This window comes from Caenibius tardaugens NBRC 16725 (genome assembly GCF_003860345.1).
In the GTDB taxonomy this organism is placed as follows: domain Bacteria; phylum Pseudomonadota; class Alphaproteobacteria; order Sphingomonadales; family Sphingomonadaceae; genus Caenibius; species Caenibius tardaugens.
In genome coordinates this window covers 888,878-902,754 of record NZ_CP034179.1, presented here as the reverse complement: position 1 = coordinate 902,754, position 13,877 = coordinate 888,878, and the positions used below count along the sequence as shown (strand labels likewise).

At 59.3% G+C, this 13,877-nt stretch carries 12 protein-coding genes; 7 read left to right on the top strand and 5 right to left on the bottom strand.

What is annotated here, in order from left to right; all coding sequences use genetic code 11:
• Positions 1–89 precede the first annotated feature (89 nt).
• Together EGO55_RS20510 and EGO55_RS04185 are read left to right on the top strand one after the other, a co-directional pair.
• Positions 90–1,172, top strand: a complete 1,083-nt coding sequence (locus tag EGO55_RS20510) for an alpha/beta hydrolase (protein ID WP_084620507.1) — start codon at positions 90–92, stop codon at positions 1,170–1,172.
• A 244-nt stretch (positions 1,173–1,416) separates the two neighbouring features.
• Positions 1,417–2,184: an SDR family NAD(P)-dependent oxidoreductase gene (locus EGO55_RS04185; RefSeq protein ID WP_021692030.1), complete on the top strand. Its 768-nt coding sequence runs from the start codon at positions 1,417–1,419 to the stop codon at positions 2,182–2,184.
• Between the two features lie 529 nt (positions 2,185–2,713).
• Here the strand turns inward: EGO55_RS04185 and EGO55_RS04180 are convergent.
• A complete protein-coding gene (locus EGO55_RS04180; RefSeq protein WP_021692042.1) occupies positions 2,714–3,736 on the bottom strand; it encodes an IS110 family RNA-guided transposase in 1,023 nt (340 codons plus the stop codon).
• Positions 3,737–3,961: 225 nt separating this feature from the next.
• The gene (locus EGO55_RS04175; protein WP_021691955.1) at positions 3,962–4,669 is read right to left on the bottom strand and encodes an IS6 family transposase; all 708 of its coding nucleotides are present in this window, start codon (positions 4,667–4,669) and stop codon (positions 3,962–3,964) included.
• A 346-nt stretch (positions 4,670–5,015) separates the two neighbouring features.
• On the opposite strand from EGO55_RS04175, the gene EGO55_RS04170 reads away from it, so the two are divergent.
• Positions 5,016–7,307 carry a TonB-dependent receptor gene (locus EGO55_RS04170; protein ID WP_210766639.1) on the top strand — a complete coding sequence of 764 codons (2,292 nt, stop codon included), beginning with the start codon at positions 5,016–5,018 and terminating at the stop codon, positions 7,305–7,307.
• 31 nt (positions 7,308–7,338) lie between these two features.
• The gene (locus tag EGO55_RS04165; protein ID WP_021691957.1) at positions 7,339–8,247 is read left to right on the top strand and encodes an NAD-dependent epimerase/dehydratase family protein; all 909 of its coding nucleotides are present in this window, start codon (positions 7,339–7,341) and stop codon (positions 8,245–8,247) included.
• Here the strand turns inward: EGO55_RS04165 and EGO55_RS04160 are convergent.
• On the bottom strand, positions 8,244–9,296 hold the full coding sequence (locus tag EGO55_RS04160; RefSeq protein ID WP_021691958.1) for a helix-turn-helix domain-containing protein: 1,053 nt from the start codon (positions 9,294–9,296) through the stop codon (positions 8,244–8,246). The two genes, EGO55_RS04165 and EGO55_RS04160, sit on opposite strands and share 4 nt — an antisense overlap.
• Before the next feature lie 155 nt (positions 9,297–9,451).
• Here EGO55_RS04160 and EGO55_RS04155 point away from each other — a divergent pair, with 155 nt between their 5' ends.
• The 3 genes from EGO55_RS04155 to EGO55_RS04145 all read left to right on the top strand — a co-directional run bounded on the left by EGO55_RS04155 (position 9,452) and on the right by EGO55_RS04145 (position 12,635).
• Entirely contained in the window at positions 9,452–10,117 is a 666-nt protein-coding gene (locus EGO55_RS04155) for a TetR/AcrR family transcriptional regulator (RefSeq protein WP_021691959.1), read from the top strand.
• A 155-nt stretch (positions 10,118–10,272) separates the two neighbouring features.
• Positions 10,273–11,283 carry a DUF7064 domain-containing protein gene (locus tag EGO55_RS04150; protein ID WP_210766638.1) on the top strand — a complete coding sequence of 337 codons (1,011 nt, stop codon included), beginning with the start codon at positions 10,273–10,275 and terminating at the stop codon, positions 11,281–11,283.
• Positions 11,280–12,635, top strand: coding sequence for a phosphotransferase family protein (locus EGO55_RS04145; protein ID WP_021691961.1), 1,356 nt, complete (start codon positions 11,280–11,282; stop codon positions 12,633–12,635). The genes EGO55_RS04150 and EGO55_RS04145 overlap by 4 nt, the downstream gene beginning before the upstream one ends.
• Positions 12,636–12,678: 43 nt before the next feature.
• On the opposite strand, the gene EGO55_RS04140 is transcribed toward EGO55_RS04145, so the two are convergent.
• Both EGO55_RS04140 and EGO55_RS04135 read right to left on the bottom strand, forming a co-directional pair.
• The gene (locus EGO55_RS04140; protein ID WP_021691962.1) at positions 12,679–13,233 is read right to left on the bottom strand and encodes a nuclear transport factor 2 family protein; all 555 of its coding nucleotides are present in this window, start codon (positions 13,231–13,233) and stop codon (positions 12,679–12,681) included.
• Between the two features lie 36 nt (positions 13,234–13,269).
• A complete protein-coding gene (locus EGO55_RS04135; protein WP_021691963.1) occupies positions 13,270–13,788 on the bottom strand; it encodes a nuclear transport factor 2 family protein in 519 nt (172 codons plus the stop codon).
• Between the last annotated feature and the right edge of the window lie 89 nt (positions 13,789–13,877).

Sequence of the window (13,877 nt, the reverse complement as noted above, 5' to 3'; positions counted from 1 at the left end):
AATCTGGTCGCAACTGACCGGCCAAATTATGTAAATCAGATCCAGTGCGAAAAAATTAAATTATTGATTCATTTGATTAAGGGGGGGGCATGAAACTCTTATCTTGGCATATACGGGTGGCACTTGGAGCGTTGACAGTAGTATTAGACGCTCCCGTTTCTGCGGGAGACGGAGCAATAGTTTTAGGGCCACGTACGATTCCAGTGTCTGGCCTGATCAGCTCGGCTGCACGCAAAAGTGTAGAAGATGGAGTTGTAGCTAAGGCGAACAGACCATCCGGATTTGGCTCTCCTGCGACATCGGCTGACAAGGCCCTGTGGAAACAGGTAATCACCGCTACAGATGCGGCATTCGCGCCGATGATCCGGGCGCTCCGCGCCCATGCCCGCGCGTCCGTTCAGAAGACAGAGATGGCTGGCGTCCCCGTATATGTGGGGACGCCATTGCAGCCTCGAACAGATAGATTGAAACGAGCCATTCTCCATGTCCACGGAGGTGGCTTCGCGATGCTGGCTGACGGCAGCTATGCAGAAGCCATGGCGGCGCAAATTGCAACTCGCTGCGGCTGCACGGTATATTCGGTGAATTACCGCGCTCCACCTGATTTTCCTTATCCAACGCCAGTAGATGATAGCCTAAGTGTCTATCGGACTCTGTTGAAGACGATGAATCCCGCGGATATTGTTGTTCAGGGAGAATCAGCAGGCGGCACCATTGCCACATCAATGGTGCTCCAGGCACGAGATATGAGTCTGCCTATGCCTGCGATTCTGGTGCTACTGTCACCGGCACTCGATCTCAGCCGATCGGGAGACAGCCATTTTGTGAATGAAGGGCTTGATCTTTACCTGAGCCGCAGCATCGCATCGCTGATCGATCTTTACGCCGCAGGGAACGATCTCAAATCGCCCAGTCTGTCGCCTCTATTCTCGGATTTCAGCAAGGGTTTTCCATCGACCTTCTTGCAGGCGGGTGGACGCGAAATACTGCTATCTGATTCGATTGCGATGCATCGGGCGCTTCGCCGAGCGGGCATTCCTGCAGAACTGCATATCTGGGAAGGTATGTCTCACGGCCCATTCGGTTCACCGGCCGCACCGGCGCCCGAAGATGATGAAGTTTCTGACGAGATCGAACGCTTCCTGGAAGCCCATTGGTCTCCAAAGCCATAATCAGGATTCCCTCGCATGGAGCACCAAGGAGGTTCGAACAAATTCGCAAATATAAGCCAGCGACGCAGCTGATGATAAATCGAGAGTTGTCGGCAATTTTCTCACAACGCAAAGGGACATGCTTGAACCGCTGGAGCTCTGCTCAATGCATCCTCGTGCCGTGTAGAATACCGGCCGCCTGACCCAATTCATCGATCCACGTTCGCCGCTGTGCGGCGGGATCGCTATTGTAGTGGATTCACCCATGAAAAGATTCAAAAATCGCATCGTTCTCATCACCGGCGCCGGTTCCGGCATCGGCCAGGCAACCGTCGCTCGCATCCTTTCCGAAGGCGGCACCGTTCTGGCCGGCGACATTTCGGAAGCGGGGCTGGAAGTAACCCGTTCGCAGGCGGAACATGCCGGCCATGCCGACCGCCTGACGACCTTCTTCGTGGACATTTCAGACGAAGATTCCGTCCGGAAGACCGTCGGCGATGCCATCAAGGCGGCCGGTTCGCTGGACGTGCTGGTCAACGCGGCCGGGATTCTGCGGTCCGAACACACGCACAAGACCACGCTGGAATTCTGGAACAGGATGCTGGCGATCAACCTGACCGGAACCTTCCTGGTCACGCGCGAATGCCTGCCCGAACTGCTCCGTTCCGGCCGTGGCGCGGTGGTCAACTTCAGCTCCACCTCGGCCAGCTTCGCCCATCCCTACATGGCCGCTTACGCAGCCACCAAGGGCGGCATCCAGGCGTTCACGCACGCCATCGCGCTGGAATACGCCAAGCAGGGCCTGCGGGCCGTTTCCGTCTGCCCGGGCAGCATCCAGTCCGGCATGACCAATGATCCGGGCCTGCCCGCCGATGCCGATTTGATGCTGTTCGCCAAGATGTCGCCCGCGCTTCTGGGCGGCGGCTTTGCCGGGCCGGAAAATGTCGCCAGCGCGATCGCCATGTTCGCATCGGATGATGGTAAGTTCATCACTGGCACCGAACTGCGCATCGACGGCGGTATGCACATGTAATCGTCGGCGGGGGCCGGGGGCGGGTTCTCCGCTTCCGGCCCCCGCTGCTTCACGCGCCGTTCAACAGCAACGGCCGCCGCCTTTCGCGCCGTAGCGCGCCTCTTCCCGATTGTGGAAGTGCTCCGCGTGGTGGAGCTGTCATGAGGCCTGTGAATAGCCCCTAGATTTCTGGACGCCTTCTATCCTAATTTTGAGGACAGGAGACGACGATGGGGAAGCCCAATTTCAGCGATGGGTGCTGTCGGTGCTGTCATCTGTGGATGGCCCCTGTGCTGCAAGGGGTAAAATAGGTTTGATGATTTAATCTGACAGGGTGCGGTCATCTGTCCGGCCTGTTGGTGCGGCATGTATAGACCGCTGGCCCTGATGCTGTCCGCTGGTCGGGTCCCATTCAGTCGGACGAGCTCGTGGCTCCGACAGCACCTCGGGTTGTCCTGACCTTTGCGGCCGCGTTCAGATCGTTATCATCATTCCTGTTGGCACCCTCACAGTTCAAAGCGGTGCATAATAATCGGCACCGCTATTATTCTCAGGCCAAAGCCTTTGCCTGATAGACTTCGCCGCGCGCCAGAACGGCCCAGACAATTCGGGCAGTCTTGTTGGCCATGGCCACGGTAACAAGCCGGGTGGGCTTGCGTTCGAGCAGGCCGCAAACCCAATTGCTCGCGGCACTATCAGCAGTCCTTGCCCTGCGAACCACGGATGTCGCACCAACAACAAGCAACTTTCGCAGATAACGGTCCCCCATCTTCGAGATCCGTCCCAATCGATCTTTACCGCCAGATGAGTTCTGGCGCGGAACCAGACCGAGTGAGGCAGAGAACTCCCGGCCGGACCGAAACTGGGCAGGATCGGTTACAGAGGCAGCCAGAGCGGTAGCGCTGATAACCCCGATCCCCGGAATAGTCGCCAGCCTCTGACTGGCCTGATCCTGACGATGCCAGACAAGCAAACGACGGTTGAGCCTCTGTATCTGCATATCCAGAGTTTCCAGTTGCTCCGCCAGCAGGATCATGGCGTTTTTTGCCATCTCGGGTAAAACCGCCTGATCGGCTAGCCTGACCCGTTTCATCAGCTCACTCACATTGCGCACACCTTGGGCTGCAATCAGCCCAAACTCTGCGCAGTGACCGCGAATGGCATTGATCAGCATGGTACGTTGACGAACCAGGAGTTCGCGTGAACGATGCAGCACGAGGACAGCCTGACGCTCGGCACTTTTTACCGGGACGAACCGCATCATGGGACGCTGCACCGCTTCACAGATCGCCTCTGCATCTGCCGCATCATTCTTCTGGCGCCGTAGATAGGCCTTCACATAAGCAGGCGGCATAAGCCGCACCTGATGTCCCAGGGCAGAAATCTCACGGGCCCAGTAATGAGACGTGGCGCAAGCTTCGATGCCCACAAGGCAGGGCGGGATCTTCGCCAAAGCGCCCAGAAGCGCTGTCCGGCGTAACTTCTTACGCCAGACAACATCGCCATTGGCATCAACAGCATGCAGTTGGAAAACAGACTTCGCCAGATCAAGGCCGATAGTGGTAATCTCCATGGTGGATGGTCCTTTGCATGGGGTGCTTCAACAACAGCCCACAATACGACTCACATCGGTCGGACACAGGGGCCATCCACCTCATCAGTCTTATGCGAACCGCTCTCCACTGGGCGCATTGGGGGTAATTGGAGAACTGCTTCAGGCCACAAGGTTTTGCGGTGCGGTCAGTCGGTTGCGAACTGCTCTCCGTTTGGCGAAGTAGGCCCAGGCCTGAGCTGAGACTCATCCCATAAGCGATTGCCACTCGGCGAGAGCTGCCGAGCGGCGAAGTTTGAATGTCTGTCTGTCGACGAGGTGACGTTCCGAGTTGAAGTGGTTGGTGAGAGAGGCGTGGACCGCGGCGAATTTTTGTAGCGATTTCATCTGCCGAAAGCGCTGCATAGCGCGTTCTCGTCGCCGGAAGGGTAGATGTGAATTTTCGGCCCGATTGTTGAGATAGCGCCCCATCTCGTGACGCTCGAGATTGCCCAGTCCTTTCATCGCAGCGGGATAAGAACGCAGCCCATCAGTGACGATCTTGTCAGCCTGGCCGTGACGCTTAAGCGCCTTCTTCATGAAGTGCAAAGCCGCAGCTTTATCCCGTTTCTTGGTCACGTAGCTTTCGAGAACTTCGCCTTCGTGATCAACGGCGCGCCACAAATACACCATCTCGCCGTTCAGCCGGACGTACATCTCGTCAAGTTGCCAACGCCAGTGCCGAAAACCACGCATTCGTTGCACACGCTGGCGGCGAATGTCGGCTGCAAAAAGAGGGCCAAATCTATTCCACCAGAGGCGCACGGTCTCATGACAAAGATCGATCCCTCTCTCGAAAAGCAGATCTTCGACATTCCGCAGCGACAGGGGAAACCTGACGTACATCATCACCACGAGGCGGATCACCTCAGGCGATGAGTGAAAGTACCGGAACGGATTTGGCGTCTTGCTCATCCGTCTAGGTTAACGGCGCGGGGAGGGCGGGGCCATCCTTTTGACATCACCGTGCGTTTGCTTTGACACTACCCTTTCCCGTCGGATCACCAACCAGAACAGTCCCTTTGTCCGCGCCCGCCACTCCCGTCTGCGACGCTTTCTGCGTGATTATGTCATGGCGAGCAGAGCGTGACGACCGCTACACCCCAAGCATAGCCGGGCGCGGGTGCGCTGTTCAGAGAACGCTCTCTCAGCTCGAGCAAGATGATATCGATCCGGGATTGGGGACAGTATGAACGATCGGCGTCGTAGCTCGCTTGGTGGACTGAATTCGCGTCAACTCATCCTTTTCGGCGTCGCAAGCTTGTCAATATTTCCTACAGCTGCACTTGCCCAGCAATCCGCATCTGCCAGAACGAATGATGAGATCATAGTCACAGCGCAGCGCCGCGAAGAGAACCTCATCGACGTACCCATCGCTGTCACGGCCCTCCAGGGGCAATTCCTGCAGGATCGCTCGATCACCACCATCGACAATCTGAGCGCGCTGGCCCCTGGTCTGCTGGTCAGTTCGACTGCCACGCAACCGAACAATGCGCAATTGTCGATCCGCGGATCGGTTCAGCAGAACGGTTCGATCACTCTCGACCCTTCGGTCGGCGTGTATCTGGACGGCGTCTATATCGGCAAGGCGCAGGGATCGATCTTCGACATCAACGATCTCGAACGCGTCGAGGTGCTGCGCGGTCCGCAAGGCACGCTCTATGGGCGCAACACCCTCGCGGGCGCAATCAGCTTCGTCACGCGCAAACCGGACGGCCAGCTTCGCGCGTCCGCCGAAACCAGCATCGGCAATTATGACGCCTATACCGTTAGGGGCTTGATCAACCTCCCGCTGAGCGATCATCTGTTCGTTAAGCTGTCGGGCATGACGCTCAAGCGCGACGGCAATGTCCGCCTCATGCCCGACCCCGCTTCCGTCGGCGGCTATCCGCTCGGCTTCCTCTATAACAATTCGGTGGTCAGCCATCCCCAGGGCGGCGGCGCGCAATCGGGCCAGGCTGGCACGCGCAACCGGCAGAGTCTGCTCGCCCAGGTTCGCTTTGCGCCCAGCACCGATCTGACCGTCGATTATACCTACGATTATAGCCGCACCCGCGGCCGGGCCGATGCAAGCCAACTCCACAGCGTCGATCCCGACGGCTTCCTGGGGGCCAACTGCACCTTCGGCCCCAGTGTCTGCATCCCGGCCTACCTCTATGTTCAACCCAAGTATTCGAAAACTCTGTCGAGCGATTACACCCATCTCGACCGGATTGAGATCAACGGGCATGGGCTGGCAGTTACATGGAACGCTGGCGCGGTGACGCTCAAGTCGATTACCGGCTATCGCAAGATGGATTACGACGGTGCGGTTATCGAGCTCGACGGAACGCCACTCTGGCTGGCGAGCGGTGGTTTGGATACCAAGTACAAATCGTTTAGCCAGGAGTTTCAGGCGACAGGCAATATGGGCGACAAGCTGAACTATGTCGCGGGTCTGTATTATTTCTGGGACAAGGGCTTCACTCGCAGCCCCCAATCCTTCTTCTTCGGATCGGTCAACTACGATACGAGCTGGGGCGGCACGACCAAGGCCTATGCGGTCTATGGGCAGGCGGATTACAATATTACCGACCAGATCGTCCTGACCGCGGGGCTGCGCTACACGAAAGAGCGCAAAACCATCGTGCGCAGTTCGATCCTACTGCCCGATACGATCTTCGTCGACGTTCGCAAGTCGGACGGCGTCTCGAAGGATTTCTCCGCGCTCAATCCGACGGTCGTGCTGGCCTACAAGCCGAACGACCGGCTGAGTGCCTATATCAAGTTCGCACAAGGCTACCGCAGCGGCGGCTTCAATGGTGAGGCTACATCCAATATCGCGACGACCACTCCTTTCCGGCCCGAGACGATCAACTCGTTCGAAGCCGGGCTAAAAATGACCTTGTGGGGCAAGCGGATCAATCTGAACGTCGCGGCCTTCCACAATCATCACCGGAACATGCAGCTTTCGGTGTTCACAGCGACATCCTCACTCGCGAGCCTGCTCCAGAACGCCGGGTCGGCCAACATGAATGGCGTCGAGGTGGAGATGTCGTTGCGGCCCACGCCCGCGCTACGGATTTCCGGCAACTTCGCCTATCTCCACGCCTCCTACAGTAGCTATCGCGACACGAACGCATTGGGGGCCGTGGTGGATGTGGGCGACAACCGCACGATTCCCCATGCGCCCCAATATCAGGCGGCGCTGAATGTGGACTTACGTGCGTTCGAAGGGTCTGGCGGCGATAATCTGCACCTGATTTTCGATGCGCGCCATACGTCGAGCTATTTCCTCTACTCCTATGCCAAGACGCCAACGGCGGATTTCCCGCTGGTGCCACCGTCCTCATCGGCAAAGGCGCAATCGCTCACGCTCCTCGATTTCCAGTTGCGCTACGAGGACATTGCGCTTGGCAAGGCGAAGGCATGGATCGGGGCTTGGACGCGCAATCTCACCAATACGCACAGGAAGGTGAACGGCATCGATTTCGGGGCGCAGTTCGGCGGGCTGAACATCGCCAACTACAACGAACCGCGCACTTATGGGGTTAGTGTCGGCATTCAGTGGTGAGCGGAACCGGCAAGCAAGAAGGAGCGCGGGCATGAAAACATTGGTGGTCGGCGGCACAGGGCTAATCGGCGCACATGTTGCGCTCGCGCTCGAGGCTAAAGGTCACGCGGTGACGATTGCCGCCCGCAAGCCGCCCGAAGCACCAGCGATCGGTCATTTGCCCCTACTGATCGGAGACTATGCCACCGGCGAGTTCACGTCCGATCGACTGGCCGGTTTCGACGGCCTGATCTTCGCAGCCGGAAACGATTTCCGCCATGTTCCCCAGGGCACGGACGCGGCCGAGCATCTCGAGCGGGTGAACACGCGAGGCGTGCCCGCGTTCTTCACCCAAGCTCGCGCGGCAGGGGTGAGGCGGGCGGTGCACATCGGCACTTTCTATCCCCAGGTCGCACCGCAAACGACCCGGTCGAGCGCCTATGTCCGATCCCGTTCTCTGACGGAGGAAGGCGCGTGCGCGTTGGTTAGTCGGGATTTTGCCGTGTGCAGCGTCAATCCGCCTTTCGTGGTCGGAGCGCTCTCGGGAGTTGATGTGCTCGGCGCCCCGACCCACGCCCGCTACGCGCTGGGCCAATTTCCTGATATGCCGCTGTTCGCGATAGCGGGCGGCACGAATTTCATGACGGTCCACGCCGTGGCCGACGCAGTAGTGGGCGCGCTGGAGCGGGGCGAACCAGGGGCATCGTATCTGATCGGCGACGAGAATCTGAGCTTCCTCGAATATTTTCAGCGGCTGCTCGATGCCGCGGGTAATCCCGATCGCCTGACAATCGAGGATCGCTCGCATCCCTTACTGCCCGACGACATGCTCTATGCCGGACGAGGCACGGTTATCGCGTACGAACCCGATCCGGTCGAACGGGGGCTGTTGGGTTATCGCCGGGGCGATCTGAGTGAAACGATCCAGGCAATCGTTGCCGATTGCAAGAACAGCGACTAAACCGCGAGGAGTTCCTTGCGGTAGGCCGTCGGCGAGCACCCGGTCCACTGATGGAAAGCCCGGCGAAAAGCGTTGGCATCGCTGAAATTGGCAATATCCGCGATCTCGTCGATGGTCATTTCGGACCGCTTAAGAAATTCGGTCGCGAGGTTGAGCTGGCACTTCTTCTTGATCGCGGAATAGGCCGTTCCTTCCTCGGCCAAACGTCGACGCAGGGTCCAGGTCGAGGTTCGGAACAGTTTCGCCACGTCGTCGATGGCCGGCAATGTGCGGCTTCGCATGTAGCTGTTCATCATCGCGGTATAGACGCGGTCGCTCAGCTTGCGCTGTTCCTCGTCGAGCATGAGGTTGAACGGAAAATCCGCAAGCAACTTCGTGAGATTTGCCTGATCGCGGACAATCGGTTGTGCGAGAAAACTGCTTTTGAAGCTGAATCGGTTGCTCGGCCGATTGAAGCCGATGGGGCAATCGAACAGTCCGAGATGGACATTGTCGTCTGTCGGCTGGGGATAGATGAGTTCGACCTCATCGAAAATTCCCTGCTCATCCAGCAACCAGCCGAGAAATATCTGCAGGATCGCGTATCCGTAGATATCGACCAGGAAGCCTGCCTCGTTCTTCTCCCGGCGCGGCGGGTTGATGTGGAGGTGAACCCGCTCGTCGCACACCTCGAAATGCACTTCACCGATCCTTCCTTCGAACATCGCGAAGAACGTGGCCATCGTGCGCAGGACCTCCTCCAGATCGAAGCAGGCGACGAGACATTTGGCGAGCAGGTCGAATTGCTGCTCGGTCAGTGTCGGGCAAGCGGTGGTGGCGAAGATGTGTCCACGCAGATATTCGTTGCACAAGCGATTGGCTCGCGTGAACTCCTCAATCGTGCAGCCCCGGCGACACTTCAAGTCGCGGAATGAGCAGGTCATGCCCGCATCGCGCATGACGTTATCCGCATCGCCGCCGACTTTTGCGACGCACCCGAGCAGCGCAATCAGGAGGTCGACCGGCACCTCCTCGCATCGCAACCGCGAAACATGCTTGAGCTTGCCCATCGCGTCGTTCCTCCCCTGTCGCGATCCATCCGCGATGCGGGTTTGGCCGCCCATTTTTAAAACTGCGCTATCAGTGGAACACTGTGTACCACCATTATTTTTCGCTATCAAGCGTGGGAGGAGACAGGCCTGCGTATTTGTGGCAAGCAGCGGTCATGAACACCGCCGCCTGCGACGCGATTTCATCGGCACGACGGACCCACGCGCGGTCCGCCGGGCCGACACGGCTGCAGCGCGAACAGAAGCAGGCCACGCGCGAACGCCTCCTCAAGGCGGCGGAAAACGTCTTTTCCACCACTTCCTATGCGGCGGCCTCGGTCGAGGAGATCATCGCGAATGCCTGCGTGGGGCGCACTTCCTTCTATCGTCACTTCGACAGTAAGTGGTCGATCGCGAGCGCGCTGTGCGAACAGGTGATGCCCGAGGTCTGGGCACTGTGGGAGGAGTTGGCACGCCTCGGCCATCCAAGCGAGAAGGAGATAGCCGACTGGCTGCGCCACCGCATCGCGGTCTATGGGCGCCATCGCGCGCTCTTTACCGTGATGAAGGAAGCGGTTGCGATCGAGGCGAACGGATTCGACGCCATTGAACGCATGCATGTCGGCGTGATCGAAGTGCTGGCAAAAGGGATTGCGGCCTTTGCGCTGGCCATGCAGGATAGTACTGCGGGCCGGGAAGCACGCGTCATGGCCTCCCTGCTGCTGATGCAGCTCGACGAGTTTAACTATCGTCTGGCGGTCCATGGATGGGATGTCGATTTCGACGTGGCCGTCCTGATGATGGCGAGGCAAATCAGGCAATTCATTGAACGGACCTGTTGAAGGCACGTCCCCGCTCCGTACAATCGGACCTTCGCTCGTACGGAAACGGCGGCGCTAACAGCCTCCGCCTTGCGACGCTTTTTGCTACTTATTGTCGCGGCGTTTGGAGCTGCCTTTCTCTACTTCCAAGCCTGTCGACGGCGCTGAGACCGAGCATGGAACCGAATGCGAGGGAATCCGACCGCGCTTCGCTGGCGATGGCGTCGACGTCTGTTAAGGATTCAAGCAAGGTGCACCAGATGTTCGTGACCGGGGATTCGATCGACAGCTTCCATCTCTGGCCCGCAGAGACACTGAACTGGACTGAAGCAGTTTGGTTCGGCGCCTGGGCTCCCGAACATGCGCTGACCGTCTATCTCTACCACTGGTTCCGCCCGGCAATGGGCATTTATGGCGGCGGCTGTATCGTCTGGATCGGTGACACGGCTGTCCCTTGGGAAGCGCCGCTGTTCCAGTATGACGTCAATCGGCCGGTGCTCGGCCGCCTTGATCTGCGCGACCTGACATTGGACAACGGCTTCCGCCTGTACGTGCTCCGGCCCGGATATGACTACGAGATGGAATTCAGGAACCCACGCGCCACGGTCGCACTCCGTTTCACTGCTACGACGGCGCCGGACCTTACCGACCGCCGCGGAACATCGGACTTGTTCGAGGGACATGTCGATCAACCTGGGTGCTACAGTGGCTATGTCGAAATCGACGGGCATCGCTATCCCATCGATTGCTTCGGCATCCGCGATCGTTCCTGGGGCCCGCGCGAGATTGGCGACGACGTGCGGATGGGCTATTGCCATGGCGAGAGCGAACAGGTCGCCTTCCTAGCGTTTTCCCGACCGGCGGACACTGACGAGGAGATATACAAGGGCTATCTCAGCATAGACGGCATCCGTCACGATGTCGTCCGCGGTTCACGGCGAGTGAAGCATGTCGCCGGGCGCCTGTCCGATATCGCGTTCGAGCTGGAGGACGAGGCAGGACGGAGGCTGGCGGGCCATGGCACACCGCTTAATCGCTTCTCCTACACCCCCTATCCGAAGCTGCTCAGCCATCATTACCTGATGCGCTGGGAGCTTCCTTGCGGCCCTGTCTTCGGTGAGGAGCAGGATCTCTGGAGCGTTCCCCTCTGGCGCCAATCCCGCATCGCGGCCGGAGTGGTGCGATGACGAATCCCCCTATCGCCACGCTCACTGCCTGGGCGAGCGAGACGCTGGGCAAGGATGCCAGGCTCGATCTCATTCCCGGCGGCGGATCGCGAACGAGCTTCGTTGTCCGCACGCCCGATGGAGAGAAGTTCATCCTGCGCCTCGACAATGGCGACGGGCCGCTGTCCGGCACGGGCTTCACGCTCGAACGGGAGCATCGGGTCATCGGCGCGCTGGGTGACGCTGGCCCGCGCGTGCCCGGAATCCTTGCCTATAGTGCAACGAACAACGCGATGCTGATGACGTTTGTCGATGGCGCGACACACTATCAAGTCACGCCCGATGCCGAACGGCAGGCCTGCATCCAGCGCGATCTTATGCACCAGATCGCCAAACTCCATACGCTCCGCCCGGGTGAAATTGGCCTGCCGGACTTCGCTGCGCTCGGGACCGTCAGGTCCGCGGTGGAAAGCGATCTGGGCACGCTCGCCCAAATGTACGATCGCCCGGACACGCCAAAGGACCCCCTTATCGATTTTTCACTGCGCTGGCTCGCTCAGCACATCCCCGATCCCGATGGGCGGGCCTGCCTGGTGCATGGCGATATCGGCCCGGGCAATTTCCTGTTCGATGAGCAGGGCAACGTTACCGCCCTGCTCGATTGGGAGGTCGTGCACATGGGGCATCCGCTGGAAGACGTTGCGGCGATCCTGTGTCGCTCGCTCGGTGCGCCGTTCGGCTATGCGCTCGACCATATCCGCAATTACGAGACTGTGTGTGGTGTAAGCGTCGACCGGCGCGCGCTCGATGCGATGGTCATCCTCGTCCTGACGCGTTGGTTCGTGGGGCTCAACCTCGGCCTGTCGCATCCATCGACCAACCAGAATCTCGCCGTCATCCTCAGCTTCCGGCAATCGGTCGCCTATACGCTGGCCTGCATGTTGGCCAAGGCGCACGGCATCGACACCCCGCCGCTGGAATGCGAGGCGGGCCATCGCGCGGCCGGAGCGATCCCGATTTACGACTTCGTCGTTCACGACCTCGAAAACGCGATCGGGCCAGCCCTGTCGGACCCTTATCTGATCGAACGCACCAAGGGCATCGCGACTCTTGCGCGCTATTTGCGGGATCTGGATGCTGTCGGTGTCGAGCGCCTAGCACGTGAGGAGCAAGCGGCGCTCGAAGCAGTGCTGGGTGTCTCGTGCCTCGATATCGATGCCGCAATGCAAGCTGCGTGCCGCTCGGCCCGCACCATGTCGAACGATACCGAAACGGTTCGCTTCATGGCCTGCCTGCTCGCACTCGCCACGCGGCGTCAGTGCATCTGGGCGAATGCGATGGGCGACATGGCCTATCGCCAGATAGAGTATTGAAGACCCGATGGGCCCGCCCGTACGACAGGCGGGCCCATCCCTTTCAATCCGCGATTCCCATATCGCGCCGCCAGGTATCGCGAATCTCGAGATAAGCTGCGGGGCTATAGAGATCCTCCTCGTAACAGAACTTCCCGTTGCCGCCGTAGATGTTCAGCGTAACGCAGGGAAACTGATAGCGATAATCCGCCGTAGGTCCCGGGTTGCGCCATTCGCCATAATCGATCGCGCTGCCTTCTGGATTGGGCCAGCGGTTCCAGTTGTAGTTCACCACAAGATTACCCATCACGACATGCCATTCGGGGATGAAGCGCATCTCCGGCTGGGTCGCCATCAGTGGCGTCATCCAGGATGCCACTTCCTTGGCGGTGTGGAACACGCCGAAATGATGGTCCACATAAAGGCATTCCGGGGTAAAGATGTCCGCCCAATGATCCCAGTCATCCATGTTCGCGCGTTCGGCGTAATCCTGGAACGCAATTTCGACTTCATCGCGCGGATAGATGGTCTTACCCGGCAGCAAATCCTGCCATCCCCTGGCAGCTGCCAACGCGCCAGCATAGGCAAGCTTTCCGAGATCGATCTGTTGGTCACTCATACAATACTCCTAAATGTTTGAAAAAGCTTCTGGGTGTCAGACGGCCAAGCCCCAATGCCCAATTTCGGGCCGATCGGGTGGAAGCTGGTTGCGGTCGGGTTTCTCCGGCACGGGCAAGCTGTGAGCCGGCGGCGACCAGCCCACCTCCTCCACCAGCACGCCCAGTTCGGCCATGTTGAAGACATCGGTCTCGTAGCAAAACTGCCCGTCACCCGCGTAGATCGCGACGCTGAAGCACAGGCAATCGGCATAGTTCCCGTTCGGCTTCGTGCCTGGTACGCGCGACCAGAACGCGCAGACCACTAGGTTGTCCTTCACAAGCGTCCAGAGCGTTGGAAAGCGCCAATCCTCGAAGCCGACCATGCAATCGTGCATGAATGCCCTGATCGCCTCACGGCCGACGTAGCGTCCCCAGACCGCATCGATATAGACGGCGTCCTCGGTGAAATGCTCGGCAACATCGCCCCAATCGGCCTCGCCGCGCCCGATCTTCTCACGCGTGGCAAGCACATTCTCCCACGCCGCGCGCACTTCGCTTTCCGGATAAACTTTCATAGTCGTCTGCTTGCTCCCGCCTGCCGATCCCTCACGGATCGCACCTGATCGGCGGATCATAGGCAGCAGGGCTCTGCGCATGGGACGAC